Annotated in this window: 23 protein-coding genes; 11 read left to right on the forward strand and 12 right to left on the reverse strand. The window is 63.2% G+C overall.

Annotation, left to right across the window (positions count from 1 at the left end):
* Positions 1–132 precede the first annotated feature (132 nt).
* A complete protein-coding gene (locus tag NKH91_RS24990; protein ID WP_352846749.1) occupies positions 133–2,181 on the forward strand; it encodes a hypothetical protein in 2,049 nt (682 codons plus the stop codon).
* Positions 2,182–2,215: 34 nt separating this feature from the next.
* Here NKH91_RS24990 and mntR read toward each other — a convergent pair whose 3' ends face one another.
* Positions 2,216–2,671, reverse strand: coding sequence for a manganese-binding transcriptional regulator MntR (gene mntR / locus NKH91_RS24995; protein ID WP_023678308.1), 456 nt, complete (start codon positions 2,669–2,671; stop codon positions 2,216–2,218).
* Positions 2,672–2,907: 236 nt separating this feature from the next.
* Between mntR and NKH91_RS25000 the strand changes: the two genes are divergently transcribed.
* On the forward strand, positions 2,908–4,275 hold the full coding sequence (locus NKH91_RS25000) for an Nramp family divalent metal transporter (RefSeq protein ID WP_352483177.1): 1,368 nt from the start codon (positions 2,908–2,910) through the stop codon (positions 4,273–4,275).
* Between the two features lie 151 nt (positions 4,276–4,426).
* A complete protein-coding gene (locus tag NKH91_RS25005) occupies positions 4,427–5,080 on the forward strand; it encodes a dihydrofolate reductase family protein (protein ID WP_352494935.1) in 654 nt (217 codons plus the stop codon).
* A gap of 55 nt (positions 5,081–5,135) precedes the next feature.
* On the opposite strand, the gene NKH91_RS25010 is transcribed toward NKH91_RS25005, so the two are convergent.
* Positions 5,136–6,005, reverse strand: coding sequence for a LysR family transcriptional regulator (locus NKH91_RS25010; RefSeq protein ID WP_352846747.1), 870 nt, complete (start codon positions 6,003–6,005; stop codon positions 5,136–5,138).
* Positions 6,006–6,097: 92 nt separating this feature from the next.
* Between NKH91_RS25010 and NKH91_RS25015 the strand changes: the two genes are divergently transcribed.
* Complete coding sequence (locus NKH91_RS25015) at positions 6,098–6,697, forward strand: LysE family translocator (RefSeq protein WP_352494934.1); 600 nt, start codon at positions 6,098–6,100, stop codon at positions 6,695–6,697.
* 11 nt (positions 6,698–6,708) lie between these two features.
* On the opposite strand, the gene NKH91_RS25020 is transcribed toward NKH91_RS25015, so the two are convergent.
* On the reverse strand, positions 6,709–7,500 hold the full coding sequence (locus NKH91_RS25020; RefSeq protein WP_352846744.1) for an SDR family NAD(P)-dependent oxidoreductase: 792 nt from the start codon (positions 7,498–7,500) through the stop codon (positions 6,709–6,711).
* A 195-nt stretch (positions 7,501–7,695) separates the two neighbouring features.
* Here NKH91_RS25020 and NKH91_RS25025 point away from each other — a divergent pair, with 195 nt between their 5' ends.
* Positions 7,696–8,154, forward strand: coding sequence for a MarR family winged helix-turn-helix transcriptional regulator (locus NKH91_RS25025; RefSeq protein WP_023719358.1), 459 nt, complete (start codon positions 7,696–7,698; stop codon positions 8,152–8,154).
* Positions 8,155–8,192: 38 nt separating this feature from the next.
* Here NKH91_RS25025 and NKH91_RS25030 read toward each other — a convergent pair whose 3' ends face one another.
* The gene (locus NKH91_RS25030; protein WP_352846742.1) at positions 8,193–9,371 is read right to left on the reverse strand and encodes an MFS transporter; all 1,179 of its coding nucleotides are present in this window, start codon (positions 9,369–9,371) and stop codon (positions 8,193–8,195) included.
* Between the two features lie 182 nt (positions 9,372–9,553).
* Here NKH91_RS25030 and NKH91_RS25035 point away from each other — a divergent pair, with 182 nt between their 5' ends.
* Positions 9,554–9,910, forward strand: a complete 357-nt coding sequence (locus NKH91_RS25035) for an ArsR/SmtB family transcription factor (RefSeq protein ID WP_023719360.1) — start codon at positions 9,554–9,556, stop codon at positions 9,908–9,910.
* An 88-nt stretch (positions 9,911–9,998) separates the two neighbouring features.
* The gene (locus NKH91_RS25040) at positions 9,999–10,745 is read left to right on the forward strand and encodes a metallophosphoesterase family protein (protein WP_352846739.1); all 747 of its coding nucleotides are present in this window, start codon (positions 9,999–10,001) and stop codon (positions 10,743–10,745) included.
* 116 nt (positions 10,746–10,861) lie between these two features.
* On the opposite strand, the gene NKH91_RS25045 is transcribed toward NKH91_RS25040, so the two are convergent.
* Positions 10,862–13,258 (reverse strand): DNA/RNA non-specific endonuclease, encoded by a 2,397-nt coding sequence (locus NKH91_RS25045; protein WP_352846736.1) that lies wholly within the window; start codon positions 13,256–13,258, stop codon positions 10,862–10,864.
* Positions 13,259–13,514: 256 nt separating this feature from the next.
* On the opposite strand from NKH91_RS25045, the gene NKH91_RS25050 reads away from it, so the two are divergent.
* Both NKH91_RS25050 and carB read left to right on the forward strand, forming a co-directional pair.
* Positions 13,515–14,390 (forward strand): SH3 domain-containing protein, encoded by an 876-nt coding sequence (locus NKH91_RS25050; protein WP_352846734.1) that lies wholly within the window; start codon positions 13,515–13,517, stop codon positions 14,388–14,390.
* A gap of 399 nt (positions 14,391–14,789) precedes the next feature.
* The gene (carB, locus tag NKH91_RS25055; RefSeq protein ID WP_352846732.1) at positions 14,790–18,293 is read left to right on the forward strand and encodes a carbamoyl-phosphate synthase large subunit; all 3,504 of its coding nucleotides are present in this window, start codon (positions 14,790–14,792) and stop codon (positions 18,291–18,293) included.
* Between the two features lie 276 nt (positions 18,294–18,569).
* Here the strand turns inward: carB and NKH91_RS25060 are convergent, their stop codons facing one another.
* The 6 genes from NKH91_RS25060 to NKH91_RS25085 all read right to left on the reverse strand — a co-directional run bounded on the left by NKH91_RS25060 (position 18,570) and on the right by NKH91_RS25085 (position 22,978).
* Positions 18,570–19,118, reverse strand: coding sequence for a site-specific integrase (locus NKH91_RS25060; RefSeq protein WP_352846730.1), 549 nt, complete (start codon positions 19,116–19,118; stop codon positions 18,570–18,572).
* Positions 19,119–19,600: 482 nt separating this feature from the next.
* A complete protein-coding gene (locus tag NKH91_RS25065; protein ID WP_352846727.1) occupies positions 19,601–20,065 on the reverse strand; it encodes a hypothetical protein in 465 nt (154 codons plus the stop codon).
* The gene (locus NKH91_RS25070; RefSeq protein ID WP_352846725.1) at positions 20,066–20,449 is read right to left on the reverse strand and encodes a DUF6152 family protein; all 384 of its coding nucleotides are present in this window, start codon (positions 20,447–20,449) and stop codon (positions 20,066–20,068) included. It lies immediately after the preceding gene.
* Positions 20,450–20,576: 127 nt separating this feature from the next.
* Entirely contained in the window at positions 20,577–21,323 is a 747-nt protein-coding gene (locus NKH91_RS25075) for a DUF899 family protein (RefSeq protein ID WP_352846723.1), read from the reverse strand.
* A gap of 352 nt (positions 21,324–21,675) precedes the next feature.
* A complete protein-coding gene (locus tag NKH91_RS25080) occupies positions 21,676–22,164 on the reverse strand; it encodes a GNAT family N-acetyltransferase (protein ID WP_352846720.1) in 489 nt (162 codons plus the stop codon).
* Positions 22,157–22,978, reverse strand: a complete 822-nt coding sequence (locus NKH91_RS25085; protein WP_352846718.1) for a transglycosylase SLT domain-containing protein — start codon at positions 22,976–22,978, stop codon at positions 22,157–22,159. The genes NKH91_RS25080 and NKH91_RS25085 overlap by 8 nt, the downstream gene beginning before the upstream one ends.
* Positions 22,979–23,140: 162 nt before the next feature.
* On the opposite strand from NKH91_RS25085, the gene NKH91_RS25090 reads away from it, so the two are divergent.
* Positions 23,141–23,713 carry a methylated-DNA--[protein]-cysteine S-methyltransferase gene (locus NKH91_RS25090; RefSeq protein WP_352846715.1) on the forward strand — a complete coding sequence of 191 codons (573 nt, stop codon included), beginning with the start codon at positions 23,141–23,143 and terminating at the stop codon, positions 23,711–23,713.
* A 48-nt stretch (positions 23,714–23,761) separates the two neighbouring features.
* Here the strand turns inward: NKH91_RS25090 and NKH91_RS25095 are convergent, their stop codons facing one another.
* Positions 23,762–24,088, reverse strand: coding sequence for a hypothetical protein (locus NKH91_RS25095; protein ID WP_023719370.1), 327 nt, complete (start codon positions 24,086–24,088; stop codon positions 23,762–23,764).
* 298 nt (positions 24,089–24,386) lie between these two features.
* On the opposite strand from NKH91_RS25095, the gene NKH91_RS25100 reads away from it, so the two are divergent.
* Complete coding sequence (locus NKH91_RS25100; RefSeq protein ID WP_023678332.1) at positions 24,387–24,599, forward strand: cold-shock protein; 213 nt, start codon at positions 24,387–24,389, stop codon at positions 24,597–24,599.
* Positions 24,600–24,725 lie beyond the last annotated feature (126 nt).

A 24,725-nucleotide genomic window follows, 5' to 3' on the forward strand; every position in this document is an offset into this window, starting at 1 on the left:
CCAATGGTTACGCCAAGTCACAGTATTTTTCGCGCTAACAAGCAATGCCGGCTGACGCGGGTCTGCTCTGGCTTAGACGTCGCAAGGTCTGTAGCATCCACCGTGGCTGTGGAAGCGAGGGGGCGCTTGCGGATGATCGGGCGGGTTCTGTTGCTGTTTGCGGCATTGTCTTGCCTAGGCCCCGCGCCGGCCAGCGCCGTCACTCTCGATTCCAGTGTCGCAATCACCGATCCCGAGACCTTGCAGGCGCTCGAGCGCGGCGGGCTATCGATCAGCCGTCTGCTTGGGCCAGCGCTCGGACTGACACGCGACGTCGACAATCGCGGGCTGTTTTCGGTGCGCGCGCTGAGCCCGGTCCGCAACGCCGTCAAACAGCAGATCGTAGACGAACCAAGGAACAGCCCCGACTCCTATGTAGCCGCTCTGGCAAACTCGAAAGACATCACCCAGAAGTTCAATCCGAAATACATCGACGACGACGGTTCGACGCTGGACCTGACCGGCATCGTCAATCGCATGGATCGCGGCTATCTCGGCCACACCGAATGCGGCGAGATCAGGCTGATCTACCGCTTCCATTATTCGGTCGAGGAGAAGCCTGGGCAACGCATCTCGTCGCGCCTGCCGCTGACCCTGAGCCTGGTCTTCAACGCCATACCGGCTTCGGCACAGACTCGCGCCTCGAAGGACCGTCCGCGCTCGGCTAACGGTTCCTGCGCGGACGTGGCGAAGCGCTGGCTTGTCGCCGGGCAGAAGAATCTGGAGCCGGATCAACTGGCGGTCTGGCTGCGCTCGGAAGAAGGCCCGCTTTCCAGCGCGATGTTGAATTCTTCGCAGATCATGCGGCTCGAGCTCAACATGCAGGTCGTGCGCCTATCGGCTTCGAGCCGGCGCGATTTCGGCGGCCACGCCGAGTATCTGTTGAAGGTATTCAAGTGGGACCCAGCCAAAGCCATTTTCCAGGAAGCGAAAATGGAGAACCAGATCGACCGCAAGCTGGTGCTGGCCGACAGGCAAACCTTCGAAAGATGGCTGCTCACCGACCGCAACATCTATGATCTCGACCGTGGCCGCCTGGTGATCGACGAAAAATTCCTCGCGACCACCGCGGTTTCGGTGGCACCCGGCGGTATGAGCCGGTCGCAAAACAATTTGGCTTTTGGGCTGCTCGACGACGATGCTATCGACAAAGCGCTCAAGGACTATGTCGCAAAGGGCAATACGCTTCGCACCGTCAAATCGGTGGCCGGCTTCAATCTGCGCCTCAACGAGATGACCTGCACCGGCTGTCACCAGACGCACGGCATCGCCGGGTTCCATTACACCGGCGCCGACCCGGCCAGCGAACCGCGCCGCAACGCGGTGTTCGTGCCGGGCTCGGCTGTGTTTTTTGCCGACCTGCCGCGCCGCCGCGCCATTGTCGAGTCGTTCGCCGCTGGCAGACACCCGGATTTCAGCCGCGGCTTTGCCGGCCGTCCGGAGGCAAAATACGCCGAAGCGCTGAAAGGCACCGATCTCTACAATGGATGGGGCTCGATCTGCTATCGCGGCGCCGACCCAAGTTTCGTGGACTGGACCTGCGACGAAGGCCTGCGTTGCGCCGGGGTCCACGAGAGCGCCATCCATCCGGGCTTTGGTACCTGCGTCAGCGAGGCGGGCACCGCAGTCGGCGATCCGGTGGAGTTCGGCGAGATCAGGATGTCGAAATGGGGCAACGACCAATATTGCCGTCTGTCACCGGCAACCGCGAAGGCCTGCGCCATCGACCCGGCCAAGGACAGAAAACCGCCGATAAAGCTCGCCGGCTATGGCGCGGCGCGCCAGCGTTACGATAATCCCGAGCAGAAGACTGGCGGCTTTCCCGGCGGCATGCTGCGCAAGGCGACCTGCGAAAAGCTGCCCGACGAGGCAAGCTGCGGCCGCCTCGCCAAGACCGGCTTCAACGACTGCGTAGGCTCCGGCAAGGACCACAAATTCTGCACCAGGGAATTCACCAAGACCGCTGGCCTGCGTGCTTGCGACAAGGCCCATCCCTGCCGCGAGGACTATATCTGCACCGCCGGTTTTGACGATCTGCCGGAAGCAAAGCCCGGCAAGGGCACTTGCATCCCACCCTATTTCATCTTCCAGTTTCGCGTCGATGGTCACCCGCGCAACTGGGTGCAGGATACGAATGAGTGAGCAGGTCAGTCGCACTGCATATCGCTTCGATCAATCAGCGGGCGGCGATTATTGCCTTGCGAAAGGCTTCGAGCGTCTCGGCGCTGACATGGTGCTCGATGCCTTCGGCGTCGATCCGCGCCGTCTCGGCGCTGACGCCGAGCGAGCGCAGGAAAGCCTCGACCGTCTGGTGGCGAATGCGGCTCTCTTCCGCAACCTTGCGGCCGGCATCGGTCAGGAACACGCCGCGATAGGGTTTCCGGGAGACCAGCCCGTCGGCGCACAGCCGCGTCAGCATTTTCGCCACCGTCGGCTGGGCGACGCCGAGCCGTGCCGCGATGTCGACCTGGCGCGCCTCGTTGCCGTCCTCGATCAGGTCGGCGATGAGCTCGACATAATCCTCGACCAGCGCGCTGCGGCGCGCTTCACGCGTCTGCCGGAACCCTTCCGAGTGGATTTCTGCGTCAGGCAGCGGCTTTTCGCGAGGAACCGGTCTTTTCTTCAGCGCCAATACGCGCTCCTCCCGGCAGTTTGAATCGGCATTGCAGTCATAACACGGAACCCTATTGGTTCTGGCCGTTTATTTCCATTCGGTGGCCGGCGCAATCGGCGTTCACTGCCGTTCCGGTCGCACCGTCAAGCGGCCATACGAAAAAGCACGAACAATGAAATATAGCATATTGCATAATGTTCAGCCGTGGCATAGATAAGGAGACAACATCGATCGTTCCAGTGGAAAGCCATTTCATGTCGGAAGCCGAAGCCACCTCAGCCCCCCGATCCATGTGGCGATTTGCCCGCCCGGAAGACGACGAGCAGCCCAGCCTTCGCGAAGTCAACGCAACGATCGCGGTGCCGCACTCGGGGATATGGCTTCGCCGGCTGTTCGCCTTCGTGGGGCCGGGCTACATGGTTTCGGTCGGCTACATGGATCCGGGCAATTGGGCGACCGACCTCGCCGGTGGTGCCCAGTTCGGTTACACGCTGCTATTCATCATCATGTTGTCGAACCTGATGGCGATCCTGCTGCAGGCGCTCGCCGCCCGGCTCGGCATCGCCACCGGCCGTGACCTTGCGCAGGCGTGCCGCGCCTATTACCCGCGGCCGGTCAATTTCATGCTGTGGGTCGCTTGCGAACTGGCCATCATCGCCTGCGACCTGGCCGAGGTCATTGGCACGGCGATCGCCTTGCAACTGCTGTTCGGGATTCCGCTGATCGGCGGCGCCATCATCACCGCGCTCGATGCCTTCCTGCTGTTGTTGCTGATGAACAAGGGCTTCCGTTTCCTCGAGGCCTTCATCATAGCGCTTTTGATTATCATCTTCGGCTGCTTCGCCATTCAGATCTTTGCCGCCGCGCCGCCGGTCGGCTCCATCCTGCACGCCATGTTCGTGCCGTCGTCCGAGATCGTCACCAATCCGGCGATGCTTTACATTGCCATCGGCATCATCGGCGCCACGGTGATGCCGCACAATCTCTATTTGCACTCCTCGATCGTGCAGACCCGCGCCTACGAGCGCACCGATCGCGGCAAGCGCGACGCCATCAAATGGGCGACGACCGACTCGACCATCGCGCTGATACTGGCGCTGTTCGTCAATGCTTCCATCCTGATCGTGTCGGCGGTGGCGTTCCACGGCACCGGTCATCATGACGTCGCCGAGATCGGTCAGGCCTTCGAGCTTCTGTCGCCGCTACTCGGCCTCGGCATTGCTTCCATTCTGTTTGCCGTGGCGCTGCTTGCCTCCGGCCTGAACTCGACGGTGACGGCGACGCTGGCCGGCCAGATCGTGATGGAAGGCTTCTTGCGGCTGCGCATCCCGCAATGGGCGCGCCGCCTGCTGACGCGCGGCATCGCCATCATCCCGGTGGTGGTCGTCACCGCCCTCTATGGCGAGAAGGGCACCGGCCAGTTGCTGGTCTTCAGCCAGGTGATCCTGTCGATGCAGCTTCCCTTCGCGGTCGTCCCGCTGGTGCAGTTCGTCTCGGACAAGCGCAAAATGGGCAATTTCGCCATTTCCCGCGCCGTCGCCGTGCTGGCCTGGGTGGTTGCCGCCCTCATCCTGGTGCTCAACTTCAAGCTGCTCTACGATACGGTCGTCGGTCTGGGCTGAGCGTCTGCTCCAAACTGACGCAACTAAGGTCGGCAGTCATCCGCCCTTCCAGCCCTGGAAATTTGCCGGCCGCTGTCGGACAAATGTCCGTTCGCCCGTCCTTGGCTCGAAGTCCGGCCATGACGGCACGGATCAGGGAAAGGGAGCTCCAATGAGGAAGATCATCGCCGCAACATTCGTCAGCCTCGACGGCGTCATGCAAGCGCCCGGCGGCCCGCACGAGGACCCGGTCGGCGGCTTCAAGTTCGGCGGCTGGACGTTCCACTACTGGGACGATGTGATGGGCGCCGCCATGGGCGAGACGTTTTCAAAACCGTTCGCGCTGCTTCTCGGCCGCAAAACCTACGACATCTTCGCCGCCCACTGGCCTTATCAGAAGAATGACCCGATCGCCGACAGCTTCAACGCCGTCACCAAATATGTGGCGACGCACAGGCCAGATACGCTGTCCTGGCAAAACAGCCAGCCGCTCGGCAGCGACGTCGTGGCGACATTGCGCCGGATGAAGCAGGAGGACGGCCCGGACCTGCTCATTCAGGGATCGAGCGAGCTGATCCAGACCTTGCTCGCCAATGACCTGATCGACGAGATCAGCCTGCTGATTTTCCCGCTGGTGCTGGGCAAGGGCAAAAAACTGTTCGGCAGCGGCACAATACCTGCCGCCTTCAAGCTGACCCGCTCGCAGGCATCGACCACCGGTGTCATCATGGCGAGCTATGAACGCTCCGGCGAGATCAAGACCGGGTCCTTTGCCACGGAGCAGCCGTCCGAAGCCGAGATCGAGCGGCGCAAGAACTGGAAATAGAGGCTGCCGAGGCGATCAAGGACGGCTGAACACTGGCCGTCCTTTTTGCTGTTTTCTAAGCCGCCTCCCGTCGCCGTGCCAACCCATCGCGGAGGTGGCCTGCGAACGCCAGTGCAGCCGGCGCAAGGCCGTGCTTCGGCAAATGCAGATTGATCGAAAAATTCGGCAATGACGGCAGTTCCGGATCGTTGGCCAAAATATCGAGGTCGGCAGGCACGGTCGATGCCAACCAGGTGGTGACGGCCAAGTCCGAACGCACCGTCGCTGTCGTCGCGTCGATGCTGCCGTTTTCGAATACGGTGCGCCATTCCAGCCCGTGCTCGTTAAGCGCCTCCAGCACCACCGGGCGGAACGCACAGGTCTCGGCCACCATCGAAACCGGCAAGGGGCGCTTGCTGCGAGCCCCGCCGCCTTTGGCGCCGACCCAAACCAGCCGGTCGACAACAAGGCATTCGCCGGCCGACCGACCGATCGGCTCCTCGATCACCGCGAGCTCTGTCGTGCCGGCCGCCAAGGCCGCAGCCAACTCCGGCGACGAAGCACAGATCAGCGAAATCTCGACCTGCGGATACGCCTCGGCATAGGCCTTGAGCACCGGCGCAAGCAAGGTGCCGACAAGGTCATACGGCACGCCAAGCCGCACCTGACCGGCAACCGCATCGCCCGCCATCTCCGCCAGGATCTCGTCATTGAGGGAAAGCAGGCGCTTGCCCTTGCCGAATAATCGCTCGCCGGATCGGGTCAACCGCAATCCACGCCGGTCGCGCTCGAACAGCCTGCAGCCGAGAACCTCTTCCAAACGCTTGATCTGCTGGCTGACGGCACCTTGCGTCAAATGCAGCGCATTCGCTGCTGCCGTCATGCTGGCCTTATCGGCAACGGTGACGAAGGTTCGGATCAAGGCGGTATCGAGATTGCGAGCCATCTGACTATTATGCTTCTTAATAGCGACCATCGCAAACATTGCATTTACTGATGAGCCAAAAGACCTACCGTGCAGGCTTCAAAGGAAGCAGCATGCTTGAAACCGTCCTTCCCCTCGTGCTGTTCGCGCTGGTCTCAACCTCAACGCCCGGCATGGCCACGACCTTGTCGACGGCGTCCGGCGCGCAGTTCGGCTTTCGCCGCTCTATACCGCTGATGGCCGGAAGTGCGGCCGGCCTGGCCACGGTGGCTGCGGCAGGTGCTGCCGGGCTCGCCGGTCTGCTGGCCGCCGCCCCTTCTTTGCAACTGGCAATGAAAATAGCCGGCACCCTCTATCTGGTATGGCTTGCCCTCAAGATCGGCCGCAGCGGCCCGCCCAATCTGAACGTGACCATGGCAAAGCCGAACAGCTTTTTGGGCGGCGCCGGCCTGCAATGGATGAACCCAAAGGGCTGGGCCATGGGGCTGGGAGCGGCGGCATCTTTTGCCGCGCTCGCCAGCGGGCCACTGCAGCTCGCCTTGCTGCTCGGCACGGTCTTCGGCCTTGCCGCGGCGCTATCGCTGGCGGCGTGGTGCGTGGCGGGCACGCTGCTCGCCCGGTTGCTGCGAACCGAGCGGCAGTGGCGCATCCTCAACGCCGTGCTTGGCTTGCTGCTGGCCGCCTCGATCATTCCGATGTGGCGGACAGCGTAAGACCAGTTATTTCAGGCAGCGTAGCGTGCCGCCGGCTTGCCGGCCAGCAGGCTACCGAAGAAGCCTTGTCGGACGCCAAGAAAGGCATCCACCCCGGCAACGTCGGCAAGACCCGGTGCCGTGAACGCTTCACCCTTGGCCAGGCCGGCAAGCGCGGCATCGACCAGATCGTCCGCAGTCATGACAATCTCTTGGGGCACATTGGCAATATCGCTTCCGGCGACTTCCCAGAACTCGGTCCGCGTGGCCCCCGGCAGCACGACCTGTACGGCTACACTGCTGTCGGCGACTTCCCGCTGCAGGGCCTCGGTGAAGTTGACGACATAGGCCTTGGTGCCGCTATAGATGCCGCCGAACGAGGTGTCGAAGGCCAGCACCGAGGCGATGTTGACGATGGCGCCGCGGTTGCGCGCCAATAGTCCCTGCAGCACCGCGCGCGTCAGCCGGGTCAGCGCCACCACATTGACCTTGATCATGCGCTCGGCGACATCGGCGTCGGCCGTTGCCACCACCTGCGCGCCGCCAAGGCCGGCATTGTTGACCAGCAGCGTCACGCTGTCGTCGGTTGATATCGCCTGTTCGACCCGTCGCAGATCGGCGTCGTCGGCCAGGTCGGCGCTGATGACGCTGACCTTGATGCCATACGCGTAGCGGAGCCTCTCCGCCAATTCCTCCAGCCGGTCGGCGCGCCGCGCCACCAGCACCAGATCATACCCTTGGCCGGCGAGCCGGTCGGCATAGATCGCGCCGATGCCCGACGAGGCACCGGTGACGACCGCCGTGCCTTTGTTCTGTTCGCTCATTGTCTTGTTCCTTCTGGTTCGATTCCAAATGCCGGTGCCGCGGGGCAACACCCTTGCTTCGACCGGCAGGCTAATTAAAGGCATATGCCACTATCGTACGTAGGCATATGCCACCATCTTGTCAATCCGCGGAGCGAGGACTATTTCTGGTTCGCATCGAGGGTCCCTTCCGGTCCCCTCATCGGAAATCCGCCAATGTCCCGAACCACCCTGCCCGGCCTGGTGTTTTGCAACAACGCCATGCTGCGCCGCGCGACGCGGAAACTCGGCCAGTTCTATGACGATGTGCTCGCACCCTCGGGCATTAAGGCCACGCAGCAGGGCCTGCTCTATCAAATCCACGTCGGCAATGAACCGACGATGGGTGCGATTGCCGCGGCCCTCGTCATGGATCTGTCGGCCCTCGGTCATACGCTGAAGCCGCTGATCCGGGACGGTTATGTCGAGGCCTTCGCCGACCCTGCCGACCGCCGCATCAGGCGCGTCAGGCTGACACCGCAGGGCCGGACCAAGCTCGAAGAAGCTCTGAAGCTGTGGCAAGTCGCACAGCAGCGCTTCGAGGAGATGTTTGGAAAAGAGCAGGCGGCAAGCCTGCGAGCGGCGCTGGACGAAATCGCCGCGCTGGATTTTGACGCAGGGCCGGCCGCGAGTTGAATTATCGGCGGCCGGCAGCCAAGCTTTGCTAACAAGCCTTATTCGGCCGGCATCGCCACCGGACGTGCGGCCAGGTGTCCCGCCAGCATCACGCCCAAACCAATGATCGGGAATGCCGCCGCGACCACGCCGAGGTCGGCCGGTGCGCCATAGCGCAGCACCGCGGCGCCAACCACGGCACCCAGTGCGACGCCGAGATAGAGTGCCGAAGCGTTCAGCGACAGCACGATGGGCGCGGCATCGGGCGCCAGCTTGATGATGCGGCTGGCTTGCGCCGGCGGGAATGCCCAGCCGACGATGCCCCACGGCACCATCATGGCCATCAGTGCCGGCCCGGCGATCTCGCGTGGCAGGAATATCGGGATCAGCGAAAACGTGACCAGCATGGCGGCACTCAGCGCCAGCGACCAGCAGACGGTGCGCGTCGCGCCGAAACGGTCGGCGGCCTGCCCACCGCCGATATTGCCGATGACCGCGCCGACGCCGAAGGCGAGCAGCATTCCGGGTAGCGCGATCGGGCTCAGGCCGCCGCCTTCGATGGCGAGCGGCGCGACAAAGGCAAAGACAGTGAAGGCGCCGATCAGTGCCAGGATCGTCGTCACCAGGATGGGCATGACGCCGGGGCGAAGTGCCGCTGCCAATCGCATCCGGAGCGGCAGCCTGGTGCCGACGATGCCGCGCGGCAGCCGGTACCACAGGATCGCGCCGGCGAGCGCGCCAAGGCCGGCAATGGCAAAGAAGGTGCCGCGCCAGCCGGCAACCGTCGCAACAAGCGCGCCAAGCGGCGCGCCGACCGCCACCGCAACCGTGGTGCCGCCGACGACCACGGCAATGGCGCGGGCGCGGTGATGATCGTCGACAAGCGCAACGGCCGTTCCCTGCGCGGTCGCCGCGAACAGGCCTGACGACAGCGCCATGACGATGCGCGCGATCAACAGCAATTCGAAGGAGGAACTCAGCGCCGCGGCGACGTTGCCCAACACGAAGAACACCAGCGTCCACAGGATGACGCGGCGCCGGTCCCATTCGCCAGTCAGCGTTGCCAGGATCGGCGTGCCGATCGCATAGGCGAGCGCAAACGCCGTGATCAGCGTGCCGGCGAGCGGAACGGAGATGGCGGCATCCTTTGCAATGTCGGGCAAAAGGCTGGAGATGACGAAACCTTCGGTCGAAATCGTGAATGATCCGAGCGCAAGCCAGATGAGGCGCTTATCCATGGCAATTTCCTTAGTTCAAAGGTTATTGAACAATTGGACATAACAGGGCATGATGTCAATGAGCTTGTGCAGACTAATCGAACCCTACTGACAGCCCTGTGTCAGGACAGGCCCGAATACCACCAGAACCGCGAAGGATCAGATGCGTTGAAATCGGCCCCGAATGTGCTTAATTCCTGGTCATGACCTTGCCCCATCCCACCGCCGACCAGATCAGCCTGCCGAACGTGCTTGCCGTGCTCGGCGACCCGACGCGACTGGCCATCGTGCGCTATCTCGCGAGCAAGGAGGGCGTGCCGCTGAATTGCAGCCGGTTCCTCGACCTCTGCTCGAAGACCAATCTGAGCTACCATTTGGCCAAGCTGCGTGAGGCCGGCGTTACCCGCACCGAGGCGGTTGGCACCAGCCGGCTGATCACGCTGCGCCGTGACGATCTCGACCGCCGCTTCCCGGGTCTGCTCGACAGCGTCATTGCCGCGGCCGGCGACGACGCATCGTTGCCGGCGGTCGGCGGCCACGAGATCGAGGTCCGCGCCTGAACGACCCGAAGCTGCATTCCGCTCTCGCCCGCTTCGCGAGGTGAGGAAGATAATTGCCCTCCAGCCATTCCAATTAACGGAGCCTGCCATGCGCATTGCCGTCCTCGCCGACATCCACGGCAATGTCCTGGCGCTCGACGCCGTGCTTGATGATCTGCGGCGACGCGGCGGCGCCGACCTCATTGTCAATCTCGGCGATTGCGTTTCCGGCCCGCTCTGGCCGCGCGAGACCATGGAGCGGCTCGAGGCGCTCGACCTGCCGACGGTGCGCGGCAACCACGACCGCCGCGTTGCCTACGACACCGCCGACGAGACCATGTGGCCTTCCGACCGCTACGCGCATGAACGGCTGGCGGCAGCCCAGCGCGAGGCGCTGTTCGCGCTGCCGGTCACGCTGGAGGTGGCGCCTGGCGTGCTCGCCTTCCATGCCCGGCCCGACCACGATGAAAAATACCTGGCTGACGCGATAGTCGACGGCCGGCTGGTGCGCGCCCCACTGGCCGCCATCGAACGGCGACTCGGCGCGATCGATCCCGCCTGCCGCATCATGCTTTGCGGTCACAGCCACCGCAGCGAGCTGGTCCGCATTCCCGGCGGTCCGGTCATTTTCAATCCAGGCAGCATCGGCTGCCCGGCCTATCACGACGACACGCCGCCGGCGCATGTCTCCCAACAAGGCTCGCCGCACGCCCGCTATGGCATCGTCGACCTGCATCCCGATCGCTTCGAGGCCATCGCCGTCGATTACGACCATGAGGCGGCAGCGCGTCAGGCCGAGCAGGCGGGACGGCCGGAATGGGCTCACGCGCTACGCACCGGCTTCATGCCGGGTTGACCGCGTTCATACCGGGCCGAACGAGGAACAGGCTGAGCTTGCCCATGCCAGGCTGAACGGATGACCGCCTTCGAGCGGCAGGCAAGCAGCCTCAATGGCCGCGACCGGTCCAATCTTCACTTGTCGGACGCGGATCGCTTCGATCGCCTGGCAGGACGTCGGGTGCTGGCCGCCGAAGTCTTGGGCGATGAAGCCTTTGGCCGTGACGTACTGGGCGTTAGATGCCTTGGGTTGAAAGTCTGTGCGGGAGCCGATTCGGATCCGGCCCGAATGTCGGCGTCGCGCACCTGCTGGCCAAAGTTCAGGCCAGTCAGTTCTTCAATCTCGGCCACCGTCGAAAGGAACTCCGATACCCTGGCAATTTCAAGCGGGTCATCGAACGCCTCGGCACGCTCGCCGAACGCTTCGGGCATCACTTTCAAAACCGGCTTCTGGTCGGCCAGCAGCGCGATGGCGCGCAGGCCAGTTTGATCGGACCACAGCGCGATCTTCCAGAACTTGAGCGGAATATGGCTGTCGAAGCGGTAAGGAGGATCGTCCTCGCGGAACACTGGGCCTGCAAACACCGTGACACGGCCTCGCGTCGTATAGGCGTTGCGCAGCACATAGGTTTCCACCGCGCGCCATCTCAGTTTCCCCTTGGAGCCGGGATGGTCAAGCGAGCTTCCCTGATTGAAAAAGCCGACTTGCGGCGCAGCATTGGGATAGAAGAACGTGTCCCGTTCTGCCGCGACCGCCTCCTGGTCCACTCCCCATGCAGGGTCGCCGCGAAGCGTAATATGGCCCTTCTGGAACATTCGAGCTATTCGTTCCTTGGACTTTGGCTCGGAAAATCCAGGCACATTCTGGCTCGAATAGAATTCCTGGGTCATCTGCTCGCCAGGGTCGATGCGACGGTCGGGCCGGAAAGCGTCGCTGGCTTCCGAACCGGAAATCGACTCTACCCCCAATTGGACAAGCGACGGGTTGTCGATGACGGTCTTGTCCTCACGATTGACCGCCTTGGTGCGGGATCCATCGATATTGCAGGCGGTGACGAAGGCAAGCCTGCGATCGGCGTTCATCAAGATCGAAAAATGATGATAGCGCAATTCGTGTGGGTCCTCGCCCGGTTTGGCAAGGAGGTTTTTGGCCAACCGGTAGGGTGAATTGGCAACCGTCGGCATTGGCAGGACAAAGCCCGGTATGAAGCCGGGTTCATACCCTCCGCGATCGTCGAAATCCTCCGTTTTCCAACCCGCGGCCTCGGCGATGGCCACCTTCGCGGGTTCGCTTGCCGGGCCTTTGCCGTCGTTTCGTCTTGCATCGCCTCCGTCGCGGTCGATCAAGGGCGCCCGGACATTTATCTCGACGGGAAAAGTCCAGGTGACCGAGCCATCGGCGTTGTGTCTCGTCGCCGGTGGATTGTCATCCGGTTCCGGCCGCTGCACCGACTTGTCCAGCACATCTTCGCGAATGTCGGCGTTCAGCCGAACTGTCTCGTCCATCATGCGCGGCGTGCCGGCCCAAATCGCCAGAGCTTGCGAAACCGCCGATGCCGAGGAGCCCGGCAGCCTGGACTTTCTAGCGCCCAGATCGTCAACGATGGCGCTGATCCTTATGCCTTCGTTGATCTCGCGCGTCAGCGCATAGCCACCTATGCCCGTCACCTCGTGGAATGGCCCTGCCCAATGGTGCAGGGCAATTGGCTCCCATTCATTGTTGAAAACCGGTGAACCGGACGAACCCTGTTCGGTATCGGCAACATAGTGCAGCACTTGAACCGTTTCGTCGCGGGCCACCAGCCGGTTTTCACGCAGCACCAGTTCCTTGAAGCGGCCATCGGGGTGCTGAACGATGTTGGCGATTTCGCCAAGCATATGCTTGTCGCGCGCATCCGACAGCGAGATAAAACCGAACTCCCCCAGTTCCTTTGGGCCGGAACGCCGCTCGCCGACCCCGATCAGCGTATAGTCCAGACCCTCTATGCTATCGGTCACGAAACAGAATTCAGGATCGAGCAGGAACGTCGTCGGCGTGCGCACGGCATTCGCACCGTCCTGCTCATAATCGAACTGGACCTGGAAGCGCCGGGAATCTGCCGGCGACGAAATCACATGGTTGTTTGTGAGGAACAGCCTTGGCCCGACCAGAAAACCCGATCCTTGTGGATTGCCGTTGAGAAAGGCAACGCGGCCGACCGCATCGGCCACACGGCGCCCACGCTCCAGAAATGCGACACCGATCAAATCGAGCGTTGGGCCGAGAATTGCCTCCGGTCCTGGCTGTTTGGCGGCGGCCTTTCTTTCACCGGCAGACCTCATGTCGATTGCTGCCGATATCATCTCCGCTTCGGTGCGGCTGAGCGACGCTTTTACCTGCAACCTGTCGAGTCGCCTGGAGAGGGTCTGTTCGGCGGCCAGCGGATTGCCGTTGGCGATGTGACCAAGTGAAGCCTCAATTTCCGCGCGCGTTTTCTTGATACGCTGGCGAACTATGTTTTCCACTTGCGCGAATATTTCAAGGTCGACCATCTTTCCCTCCTCAACCTTACTTGAGAGAGTGCATATTTACATGAAATGTGCAATATTTTGCCGGCTTTTGGTTCGCGGAAGTGGCTTGCTCCGCGATTCAACACGCGGCCCCTTTAGTCATTTTCGGGCTTACACAGCGCCGTCTCGTCGCCTATAAAAACCGGCTTGGCGTGCGTGGCGCTTCGGTGCTGGCCGCGCCTTCGGTAATTGAACCTACCGCCCACGGCAGATGATGAGGCGCACAGTAACACTCCGGATGATGCTGCCTGCGGTGATCGCCGCTCCGCTGATGCTGGCGGAGCTGCCGGCCAGGGCTCAGGAGCCGGAGCCCATCATCTCCATTGTGACCGGCCTCGCTCCGGGCGATCTCCTGAACGTGCGCGCCACGGCATCTGCCATGGGCAAGATCGAGGCGCGGCTGCCGAGTGGTTCGAGCGTGAAAAATCTCGGCTGCGTCGACGTCAGCGGCCATCGGTGGTGCAAGGTTGAAGACATTGACGACCCGAAGATGAGCGGATGGGCTCCTGCGCGCTACCTCGACCCCATCAATCCCCAGCAAGTGACACCCCAAGCGGCAGCCAATACGGAGAGCCCTGCCTCTAACCCGCTGCCGGATCTGACAGCGCGCCTCGGCGCGGCCGGTCCCGAAACGACGCTGAACTCCGCTGACGCAATCGGCAGGGCGGCGATCGAGGATGCTTACCGACTGGCCCTGGCCGGTGGAAACCCCTCGACTGGACAGGTTGATGGATCGGCGCCCGCGGCAGTGGATCCCGTCCAGAATTTCGGCGCGGCCAACGCGGCACCTCCGGCCGATGCACAAACCGTTGCACGGCTGCAGCCGCCGGGGACCCCGGTCCCAGGTGCCGGCAACGTCATTTCTTGCGCGCGCTATGTCGGCCAGCCGATGACCAGCTGCAAGGCAGGCGTCGTGCGCACAGGCGACAAGACCGAGGTGACCGTGACCTGGCCCGATGGCGGCACGCGCATCATCAGCTTCCAGGCCGGCAAGCCGGCCGGTTCGAATGCATCAGGCGAATTCCGCTTCACCCGCGAGGGCAGCCTCAACATCATCCGCGTCGGCGTTTCCGAACGCTTCGAGATTACCAACGCCCTGGCGAGCGGAGGATAGAGAGAGTGGACTGGTGTAATTGTAGGAATCAGCGCCGCCCCTCATCGCCCTGCCGGGCACTTCTCCCCGTATAGTGACGGGGAGAAGGGGCTGGCCGCAGCGTCGGCGCCCTTCTTGCAATGCTGGCGAGTGGCGAAATCGTCCATGAGAGCGCCCCTCTCCCCGTCACTATAAGGGGAGAGGATGCCGGTAGGCAGGTGAGGGGCAGCACCGGCATCTAAACCTGAAGCGATTGCCCAGCTAGTGGACCCGCACACAAAGCCGCATTTTAGGGGGTTACATCCGGCAAAACTCTTCCCTATAAGGCCCTCCTAGCCTGATACCAGAATCGCGAGCACAACCGGCCGGGTCATCCCGTCCGGCTTTTTGTGCAAGCCGCCCGCCGAACGGACCCTCGACATGCCAAGACGCACCGACATCAAGTCGATCCTGATCATCGGGGCCGGCCCCATTGTCATCGGCCAGGCCTGCGAGTTCGACTATTCCGGCACCCAGGCCTGCAAGGCGCTGAAGGAAGAGGGTTTTCGCGTCATCCTGGTCAATTCCAACCCGGCCACCATCATGACCGATCCGGAATTGGCCGACGCCACCTATATCGAGCCGATCACGCCGGAAGTGGTGGCCAAGATCATCGCCAAGGAGCGGCCGGACGCGCTGCTGCCGACCATGGGCGGCCAGACCGCGCTCAACACCGCTTTGTCGCTGCGCCGCATGGGCGTGCTCGATCGCTACAATGTCGAGATGATCGGCGCCGACGCCACGGCAATAGACAAGGCCGAGGACCGCGCGCTGTTTCGCGAGGCGATGAACAAGATCGGCCTGGAAACGCCGAAGTCGATGCTGGCCAACGCCACCGACGTCAAGAACGCCGACCGCAAGACGCACGAGGCCGAGCGCGCCGAGTTGAAGGCCGAGAAGCCCGAAAATCTCGATGCCGCGCTCGACGCGCTGGAAACCCGCTGGAACCTTGGCGAGGGCGACCGCAAGCAGCGCTATATCAGCCACGGCATGGCGATCGCCGCGCAGGCGCTCGACCATGTCGGCCTGCCCGCCATCATTCGCCCGTCCTTCACCATGGGCGGCACCGGCGGCGGCATCGCCTACAACCGCGCCGAATTCTACGAGATCGTCCAGTCCGGCCTCGACGCCTCGCCGACCACCGAAGTGCTGATCGAGGAGAGCGTGCTCGGCTGGAAGGAGTATGAGATGGAGGTCGTCCGCGACAAGGCCGACAATTGCATCATCATCTGCTCGATCGAGAATATCGACCCGATGGGCGTGCATACGGGAGACTCGATCACCGTCGCCCCGGCGCTGACGCTGACCGATAAGGAATACCAGATGATGCGCAACGCCTCGATCGCGGTGCTGCGCGAGATCGGCGTCGAGACCGGCGGCTCCAACGTCCAGTTCGCCGTCAACCCGGCCGACGGCCGCCTGGTAGTCATCGAGATGAACCCGCGCGTCTCGCGCTCGTCCGCACTTGCCTCCAAGGCGACCGGTTTTCCGATCGCCAAGATCGCCGCCAAGCTCGCCGTCGGCTACACGCTGGATGAGCTCGAGAACGACATCACCGGCGGCGCCACGCCGGCCTCGTTCGAGCCGAGCATCGACTATGTCGTGACCAAGATTCCGCGCTTTGCCTTCGAGAAATTCCCCGGCGCCGAGCCGGTGCTGACCACCTCGATGAAGTCGGTCGGCGAGGTCATGGCCATCGGCCGCACTTTCCAGGAATCGCTGCAAAAGGCTTTGCGCGGGCTGGAAACCGGGCTGACCGGTCTGGACGAGATCGAGATCCCGGGCATCGGCCACGGGAACGCGCCGGCCAGCCACGTCGATGACCGCAACGCTATCCGCGCCGCTCTGGGCACGCCAACGCCCGACCGGCTGCGCATGGTGGCGCAGGCGATCCGCATGGGCACTTCTTTGGAAGACGTGCACGCCATGTGCAAGATCGACCCGTGGTTCCTCGAGCAGATCGCCGGCATCCTCGACATGGAGGCCCGCATCCGCGAGCACGGCATCCCGCAGGACGCCGCCAATCTGCGCATGCTGAAGGCGATGGGTTTCTCCGACGCCCGCCTCGCGTCGCTGGTCAGGAAAGACGTCGAAGAAATCCAGAAGATTCGCGACAAGCTCGACGTTCATCCGGTTTACAAGCGCATCGACACTTGCGCCGCCGAGTTTGCCTCGCCCACCGCCTACATGTACTCGACCTACGAAGTGCCCTTTGCCGGCGCGCTCGCCAACGAGGCGCAGGTCTCGTCGCGCAAAAAGGTCGTCATTCTCGGCGGCGGCCCCAACCGCATCGGCCAGGGCATCGAGTTCGACTATTGCTGCTGCCATGCCGCCTTTGCGCTGCGCGACGCCGGCTTCGAGGCGATCATGGTCAACTGCAATCCCGAGACCGTGTCGACCGACTACGACACTTCCGACCGGCTCTATTTCGAGCCGCTGACGCCGGAGGACGTCTTGGAGATCCTGCGCGCCGAACAGGCCTCGGGCGAACTCGTCGGCGTCATCGTCCAGTTCGGCGGCCAGACGCCGCTCAAGCTCGCCGACGCGCTGGAGAAGGCTGGAATCCCGATCCTCGGCACTTCGCCCGACATGATCGATCTGGCCGAGGACCGCGACCGCTTCCAGAAGCTCTTGCACAAGCTCGGCCTCAGCCAGCCGAAGAACGGCATCGCCTACTCGGTCGAGCAGGCCCGCCTCGTTGCCGGCGAACTCGGCTTCCCGCTGGTGGTGCGCCCGTCCTATGTGCTCGGCGGCCGCGCCATGCAGATCATCCACGACGAGAGCATGCTGCAATCCTATCTGCTCGACACCGTGCCCGGCCTGGTGCCGGAGGACATCAAGCAGAAATACCCCAACGACAAGACCGGCCAGATCAACACGCTGCTCGGCAAGAACCCGCTGCTGTTCGACACCTATCTGTCGGGCGCCATCGAGGTCGATGTCGATTGCCTCTGCGACGGCAGGTCGACCTACGTCTCCGGCATATTGGAGCACATCGAGGAGGCCGGCATCCATTCGGGCGACTCGGCCTGCTCGCTGCCGGTGCACTCGCTGCCTTCGGAGCTCGTCGACGAACTCGAGCGCCAGACGGCGGCCCTTGCCCGCGCGCTCAATGTCGGCGGACTGATGAACGTGCAATATGCGATCAAGGACGGCACCGTCTATGTGCTGGAGGTCAACCCGCGCGCCTCGCGCACCGTGCCTTTTGTCGCCAAGACCATCGGACGGCCCATTGCGAAAATTGCTGCCCGCATCATGGCCGGCGAGAGCCTGGAAGATGCCTTCGCCCATTACGGCGCCATGCCCGACCCGCGCAATCCCGGCCATATCGCCGTCAAGGAAGCGGTGTTCCCCTTCGCCCGCTTCCCCGGCGTCGACATCCTGCTCGGCCCGGAAATGCGCTCGACCGGCGAGGTCATGGGCCTCGACCGCGACTTCGCTTTGGCCTTCGCCAAGAGCCAGCTAGGCGCCGGCGTCGACCTGCCGCGCTCCGGCACGCTGTTCGTCTCGGTGCGCGACGAGGACAAGAAAGGCATCCTGCCGGCGGTCAAGCGGCTCGCCGGCCAGGGCTTCAAGGTGCTCGCCACCTCTGGCACCGCCCGCTTCCTCGCCGAAAACGGCGTCGCCGCCGAGAAAATCAACAAGGTTCTGGAAGGCCGCCCGCACATCGAGGACGCCATCCGCAACCGCCAGGTGCAGATCGTCTTCAACACCACGGACGGCCAGAAGGCGGTCTCGGATTCGAAATCGCTCCGCCGCGCCACGCTGATGCAGAAGGTGCCGTATTACACGACGCTATCGGGCGCGGCTGCGGTGGCTGAGGCGATTGCGGCGCTGCGGGCGGGAAGCCTGGAAGTGCGGCCGCTGCAGGAGTATTTTGCGTAGGCGATTAGCGCCTTCCCTTCTCCCCCTGTGGGAGAAGGTGGATCGGCGCTTTGGCGCCGAGACGGATGAGGGGTGCTCCAGCTTGGCAGATGTCTACTGGACGTCGCTCTCTTAGCCGGGCCAGTTTGCCTGGGGCCGGCAAATCGGCTATCTAATCTGAATATCTGGAAAAGTTTTCAGATTGGTGGAGGCCGCTGGTCTTAGGTATGGACCCTATTACCAGCGGCCCCGATGCCTCGGCTAGGCCGAGAACGATTCTCCGTTTGGACGGGAGAATCAGTCAGATGTTGCCATAGCTCGCACGACATTTGCAATTTTATTTGCCTCTGCTGTCGTCAAATCAAAAGGCAATCCTTGGATTTGAACAATCAAATCTTGGCGAATTGGTATCGGAAGCACCGATACGCTGGTCGGCGGAGCCACCACCGCCGGGGCGGCCGACCGAGCAGCAGGCCGTTCTGCTGACCCTTGGCCCACCTTTTGGCGCTCACTCACCTTTCGCGTTCCAGCCGCCCCTCCGACTTTAAACGTCATTGGGTTATCTTGGTAGTTTAAAAAATCTTCAACCGACGACTTAATGCGGCTCTTGTAAGTATTGAGGCTCCCTGGTGTATAATCGCCGCCAGCGATATTCGAAAATCTATGCATCAAGTGGTCAAGATCGACGTTAGCTAAATCAGCAGCCTCGGTATCATCAAGCAATGCAAGGACTTTTCCCGCCGCCGCCTTCCTGGCATTAGCGGTAGTCTTATTGAGCAGGCCCTTTCTCGCTAGGTAATCCAAAAACTCTAGCAGGGCTTCGCGCGATCTAGGTCTCACATCCATTGCAATCTCCTGTCTCCCATCACAATGATCGGCCTTCGCATCAAAGTCAACACGTACAATGTCAAATTTGATGATTTTTTTAAAAACTCGCCGTTTGATTGGACCTTGGGAGTGATCATTTTGACGGCCGGATTTTGATTGCAGTCACCGCCACGGCTGCAGGCTCGTGTCCCTGCCATAGGCGATGATCGTGTCGCAGACGGAAATCCAGTTCGCGCAGCGCGTCATCGTTCTAGAAGCGCCACGCGCGAAAACCACATCGCCTCAGAGCGATGTCCCGCTCGTCATCAAAAAATCCGAACCCTCATACTGGCCGCCGTCAATCTGGACGACCAACATAGCCTCGGCACATACGAAACCGGCAGTAAACCCCCAACGGGGACTTGACGGCGGAACTTGATGCCTGCGGCGCAAAATCCTTGGCCTAATCGCGGTTGATGGCCTTGTGGCCCGCTCTGGAAGCGACAGTGCCGACACTCGCCCTAGCCGAGAAACCCAATGAACCGCCCCGCAAACAGCACGGACGTCCACAACACCAGCGAGAGCACAGCCAGCACAGCAACGGCCCCGCCGGCCGGCTCGTCACCGCCTTTTGCGCGGCGCATGAAGACGAGGAAATTGGCGCCGGCGAGGAGGATGAGTGTCATCTTGGTGAGGAAAATCGGCATCGCCGCATACTCGCTCGCCCTGACCGAAAACAGCAGCGAGCCCGTGACAAGCGCACCGCCGAACGCGCCCAATGCGGTGCGGCGCAGCAGCGCCACGAACGCCGCCTGCGGCAGCGACCGGAAGGCGCCCAGAATCCTGAGGTCGATCAGCCAGACGCTGGTCAGCAACGCACCGATCGACATGATGTGCAGCGCATTGACGATGGGATAGGCGACGAAAGAGGCCTTCAGTCCCCGCACAAGCGCGAGTTGCTCGATGCCGGCGAAAAACCCGTCCATTCAGGCCGGCGGCAAGCGGTCGGGATAGACATCATAGGTCTTGCGGCCGACGATGATGCGGACTGCCTTCATGCGCTTTTCGCTCTCGTCGCGCGAGCGATGGCCGATCGCCGTCACCTCGTCGCCGACCTTGGCAACACCTTCCGTGAAGCCGGCGGCAATGGTGCGGGACGGTGGCGCCATCTCCACCCGCCAGGCCTCGCCCTCGGCATCGACGTCCAGCGTGGCGTGCGGATTGCCGATATAGATGGCCGTGATCCTGCCCCGGAGTTCAAAAAACTCGTCCTGGGTCCACGACCAGCCGTGATGGGCATAGGCAGTGGTGGCGGCAGCAAGGATCAACCCCGCAGCCAGCGTGACGCCCCCGTTGAAAGGTGACTGCATCGCTCGTCTCCTCGGTTCCGGCAGTCGAGAGTAGGTCACGGCGCGGCAGCGTCAAATCACATAACAGCCCTTGGCATCGGGAGGATTTCGATTCCCGATACGCTAATAGGAGATATCCTTGCCAAGCTCAGTGGCAGCACCCTTCCCCATACTGCAGCTGCTCCTGCCAGCTCTGCGCCCTGCCCTCGGGCGTGAAATCCATCAGGTTCCACAGGATCTCGCAGGTGCCGATGGCGCGCGGGTCCTGACCGGGTTCGGGCGGCGCGAAGCCGAGCTCGGAGCTCCAGAAGTGGCGGATGCCGTCGCCGTCGCGGTGGAACACCGAAAGCACCGGAAGCTGCGCGCCGTCCTCGGCCTCGGCCTGGTAGTCGCGCTTGAAGCTGTTGCCGGCCGAGGAAACCAGCCGCATGTTGGTCCAGCCGCGGTCGCGGCCGAGCGTCAGCAGGTTTTCCAGCGCGGTCTTGGCCACGACAGCGAAATTGTAGCCGGCAGCCTCGAGATGCCCAATGGCGCCGTCGAACTGGTCGAGCAGCGCCGTGCAGGATGGGCACGGCTGGTCCTGTCTCGGCAGCTTCGCCGTGCCGCCGCTGGTCGCCACGTCGCGCGTCTCCTGCGGATGGCGCGGAAACATCATCGAATAGACGATCAGCGTGTCCTTGCCGGGCGAAAACAGCTCCGACAGTTTTATACGGGCCGGCTTGCCGTCGGCGCCAAGCCCGTCGAAGACATAATTCTGCGGCACCAGCCCGCCGGGCGGCAGCGCGCGGCGGGCGACGGCGACATCCTCCATGGCGCGGCGCAGTTCGATTTCCTTCTGCAGCAGCTTGTCGCGGGCGGCGCGATATTCCTGGGATTCATTGGGAAAGCTGATCATCGTCATCTCCATCTGCCGGGGCGGCGCGTGGCGGGAGGCGCCTTGCCTCCCAAGGACGCATCGCCAAAGACGGTTCCGACATTTTTGCTGCGCCGTTGCCGCTCACTCTTGCCCATTCCGGGCGCTGGCGCCGCCCCTCATTGCCCTGCCGGGCATTTCTCCCCGTATAGTGACGGGGAGAAAGGTGCCTTCGCCGACGGTTTCGCCAATCTCCGGCGTGGCAGAGGGCGTGCCGGCGTTGCGGCCAGCCCCTTCTACCCGTCACTATACGGGGAGAAGGTGGCGGCAGCCGGATGAGGGGCAGCGCCGACTTCGCTAAATGGCGATCAGCTTCGCTGAGGCAAACCTATGCTCACCCCGCCCAATCCACCTCGACCATTCCCAGCCGCTGATAGAGCCTGACGGCGGCGGCGTTCTCGACCGTGTTGGTCTTGAGGTCGACATGCACCGCGCCCCTTGCCTGAAACACCGCAAAGGCGTGCCGCATCAGCGCCTCGGCGATGCCCTTGCCGCGCGCCTCGGGATGGACGGCAAGGTCCTTGACGAAAGCCCGCGTCCAGCAGAGTGCCGCGCCCGCCAGCCGGCCCTTGCGGTCGATGACCAGGAAACACAAAGCGGGATCGAATTCGGCGTCGCCCGAAATGCGCGGCCACCATTCGTCGAACGGCCCATCGGCGCCGTCGTCGAACACCGCGGTCAACAGCGCATGCAGAGCAAGCGCATCGGCGGCTTCGAAGGCGCGCATGAAGAAACCTTCCGGCCAGCGCGGCGCCAGAAGCGTGTCGTCGAGGATCTTGCGCAGTCTTATTTCGTTTGGCGCCGGCGGACGCGGCTCAGGCATCGGGCTGCATGCGGCGGCGCAGGCGGTCGCTGCCGAGTCCGGTTTCGCCCAGCATCCCCTTGCGCTTGGCGTCGTAGTAATAGCCGCTCTGGTAGAGCCGGTCGGCGCGCTTGGGGTTGCCGCCTGAGACTAGCCAGGCGCCACGCAGATATTTCACCGCATATTTCAAATTGGTCTCGGCGTCGAACAGGCCGCTTGCCGGTCCATCATAACCCATGCCGCGCGCCGTCGCGTGCTTGATCTGCATCAGCCCCCAATGGCCGCGATTGTAGGCTTTCGGGTTGAAGGTGCTCTCGCGGTTGACGACGCTGCGCACCAGATCGACCGGTACCTGGTAAAGCGCGGAATATTTCTCGATCAGCCGCTCGATCTCGCTGCGGCCGCCGGCGTTCGACTGGCCCTCTGCCAGGTCGGTCGCGGCCAGAGCGGCCGGGTTCTGCGGCACGGTGTAGGAAACCGGCTGAACGCCGGGCATGGCGGCGGTCTGTTCGGTGACCGGCATGGCGACAGCGGCCGTTGCGATGGCTGGCTGGGCATTGGCCGTCATGACGGCGGGCGCAGAAGCCGCCAGCGGCGTCGCCCCGGCAAAGGCGGCGGCCGGCTCGACCGGCAGCGCTGCCGTCTGGGCGAGGCCGGACGGTTCCGGCAGGACCGAAACCGTGTCGGGCAGCGCCAGCGTGAAGCCGGCATCGGTGTTGGCAGAGTTTTCCGTGAAGGCGGGCGCCGAGGTCACCGGCGAAGTCGAGGTGCAACCGCTGAGAGCCGCCACGGCCAACACCGCCGCAAGGACGGGAAAGAGGAATTTTGCTGGCAAGCGGCGCTCGGGTCCGGTTCGTCGGGTGTTAAGAAGTCCTTACACCAGCATCTTTCCCCCGGCAATCCGCGGTAGACGGTGGTTTTCGGGTGGCGAGCCGGGCCGGGAAATGCGATATTGTTCTGGATTTGTACTTCGAAGGATTCCGGAAAGGAGCACGCCATGGACGCCTCTCATGCCACCGCCGGCCACGCGGTATTCGAAACCGTGCTCGGCTTCATGGGCATCGCCTGGAGCGATGCCGGGCTGACCCGGCTCTGCCTGCCGCAGCGCAGTCGCGACGCGGTGGAGCGCCGGTTGCTGCGCCATGCCTCAGACATCGACCAGGCAGCCAAGCCCGAGCCGCAATGGGTTACGGAGCTGATCGCCTCGATCAAGGCCTATGCCGCCGGCGAGGATATCGATTTCTCCGGCGTGCCGGTCGATCTCAGCGGCGTCGACGAGTTCCGCCTGGCGATTTATGACGCGGCACGAAAGCTCGCCTTCGGCGAAACCACCACTTATGGCGAACTGGCCAAACGCGCTGGCCATGCCGGGCTCGCGCGTGAGACGGGCGCGGCGCTCGGCGCCAACCCGGTGCCGCTGGTCATCCCTTGCCATCGCATTCTTGCCGCCGGCGGCAAGATCGGCGGATTTTCGGCGCCCGGCGGCTCGGCCACCAAGGAAAAAATGCTGGCCATGGAAGGCGTACGCGTCGGCCCGCCGCCGCCCGCGCAGGTGTCGTTCGGGTTCTAGGTGTGCTGATATTCAGGTGAGGCCGGCACCCTGGGACGTCAACCGCCCCTAATCCGGAAGCAGGCGCCGGCGGAAACGCCGGTCGATCTCCACCCGCTTGCACTTGTAGACGGTGCAGGAATTCGTATCGGCGCTCGGCACCGAGGCCCGCGCCCTGACCTCGCCGATGTCGCAGAATTGCTGGCTCCGCACATAGCGGTCGTAGAGCGCCAGCCCCGGCACGCGCGCCGATCTGTAGCGCAGGATAACCGCACCCTCGCGCGCGATCGTCGCCTGCACCTTGCCGCAGCTCATGCGCGTCGGGTCGTAGCGCGAGACCGCCTGCGCCTCGGCGGCCACCAGCGTCAGGCAAGCGGCAAGTAGAACGATTTTCATGGCCCTCTCCCCAAACCCGGTCGCGCCCGAAGCCGGCACGATCCTCCCGCGTCAGGCGCGCAACGACGACGCTCTCACGCGATTGGGGCGTCCGTTGGGCAGCGTTGCCGCCGCGCCATTTTCCGCCCCGTCTTGTTTTTCGCGCGAAAGCATATTATATGCGGTCCATTGATATTTCGGCCGATCGATCCGGGCCTCGCGATATTCGCGTTTGCTGACGTTCTATCTCCAAAATCTCGATACAAACCGGCTGGGTTTCGGTCCAGTCAAACTAAAGCAAACGTAAAGGACTATCGAAATGGCAACAGGTACGGTCAAGTGGTTTAATTCCACCAAGGGTTTCGGCTTCATTCAGCCTGACAGCGGCGGCGCGGACGTTTTCGTTCACATCTCCGCAGTCGAGCGTGCTGGACTGTCGACCCTGGTCGAAGGCCAGAAGATCAACTTCGAGATCGAGCAGGACCGCCGCACTGGCAAGTCGTCCGCTGGATCTCTGAGCAAGGCAGCCTGATTTTGCGAATGGCGCGCGCCCGGGCGGGACCCCGGGGGGCCGGGCCCGGCCCGCCGGTATGGGCGGCGGGCCGCCTGGCCCCCCGCGCCCCCCACCCCCCCCCCCCCCCCCCCACAAAATAATGCC

Origin of the sequence: Mesorhizobium sp. M0894, from assembly GCF_040319725.1 — a bacterium.
GTDB lineage: Bacteria > Pseudomonadota > Alphaproteobacteria > Rhizobiales > Rhizobiaceae > Mesorhizobium.

Bases quoted from the DNA above. Each gene is read 5' to 3' on its own strand.
- NKH91_RS25060 (WP_352846730.1), bottom strand. From the start codon at position 19,118: ATGGATGTGAGACCTAGATCGCGCGAAGCCCTGCTAGAGTTTTTGGAT.
- NKH91_RS25035 (WP_023719360.1), top strand. From the start codon at position 9,554: ATGACCTTGCCCCATCCCACCGCCGACCAGATCAGCCTGCCGAACGTG.
- NKH91_RS25095 (WP_023719370.1), bottom strand. From the start codon at position 24,088: ATGAAAATCGTTCTACTTGCCGCTTGCCTGACGCTGGTGGCCGCCGAG.
- NKH91_RS25090 (WP_352846715.1), top strand. From the start codon at position 23,141: ATGGACGCCTCTCATGCCACCGCCGGCCACGCGGTATTCGAAACCGTG.
- NKH91_RS25025 (WP_023719358.1), top strand. From the start codon at position 7,696: ATGTCCCGAACCACCCTGCCCGGCCTGGTGTTTTGCAACAACGCCATG.
- carB (WP_352846732.1), top strand. From the start codon at position 14,790: ATGCCAAGACGCACCGACATCAAGTCGATCCTGATCATCGGGGCCGGC.
- NKH91_RS25065 (WP_352846727.1), bottom strand. From the start codon at position 20,065: ATGGACGGGTTTTTCGCCGGCATCGAGCAACTCGCGCTTGTGCGGGGA.
- NKH91_RS25050 (WP_352846734.1), top strand. From the start codon at position 13,515: ATGATGCTGCCTGCGGTGATCGCCGCTCCGCTGATGCTGGCGGAGCTG.
- NKH91_RS25080 (WP_352846720.1), bottom strand. From the start codon at position 22,164: ATGCCTGAGCCGCGTCCGCCGGCGCCAAACGAAATAAGACTGCGCAAG.
- NKH91_RS25005 (WP_352494935.1), top strand. From the start codon at position 4,427: ATGAGGAAGATCATCGCCGCAACATTCGTCAGCCTCGACGGCGTCATG.
- NKH91_RS24990 (WP_352846749.1), top strand. From the start codon at position 133: ATGATCGGGCGGGTTCTGTTGCTGTTTGCGGCATTGTCTTGCCTAGGC.
- NKH91_RS25040 (WP_352846739.1), top strand. From the start codon at position 9,999: ATGCGCATTGCCGTCCTCGCCGACATCCACGGCAATGTCCTGGCGCTC.
- NKH91_RS25030 (WP_352846742.1), bottom strand. From the start codon at position 9,371: ATGGATAAGCGCCTCATCTGGCTTGCGCTCGGATCATTCACGATTTCG.
- NKH91_RS25015 (WP_352494934.1), top strand. From the start codon at position 6,098: ATGCTTGAAACCGTCCTTCCCCTCGTGCTGTTCGCGCTGGTCTCAACC.
- NKH91_RS25010 (WP_352846747.1), bottom strand. From the start codon at position 6,005: ATGGCTCGCAATCTCGATACCGCCTTGATCCGAACCTTCGTCACCGTT.
- NKH91_RS25045 (WP_352846736.1), bottom strand. From the start codon at position 13,258: ATGGTCGACCTTGAAATATTCGCGCAAGTGGAAAACATAGTTCGCCAG.
- NKH91_RS25070 (WP_352846725.1), bottom strand. From the start codon at position 20,449: ATGCAGTCACCTTTCAACGGGGGCGTCACGCTGGCTGCGGGGTTGATC.
- NKH91_RS25075 (WP_352846723.1), bottom strand. From the start codon at position 21,323: ATGATCAGCTTTCCCAATGAATCCCAGGAATATCGCGCCGCCCGCGAC.
- NKH91_RS25100 (WP_023678332.1), top strand. From the start codon at position 24,387: ATGGCAACAGGTACGGTCAAGTGGTTTAATTCCACCAAGGGTTTCGGC.
- NKH91_RS25020 (WP_352846744.1), bottom strand. From the start codon at position 7,500: ATGAGCGAACAGAACAAAGGCACGGCGGTCGTCACCGGTGCCTCGTCG.
- NKH91_RS25000 (WP_352483177.1), top strand. From the start codon at position 2,908: ATGTCGGAAGCCGAAGCCACCTCAGCCCCCCGATCCATGTGGCGATTT.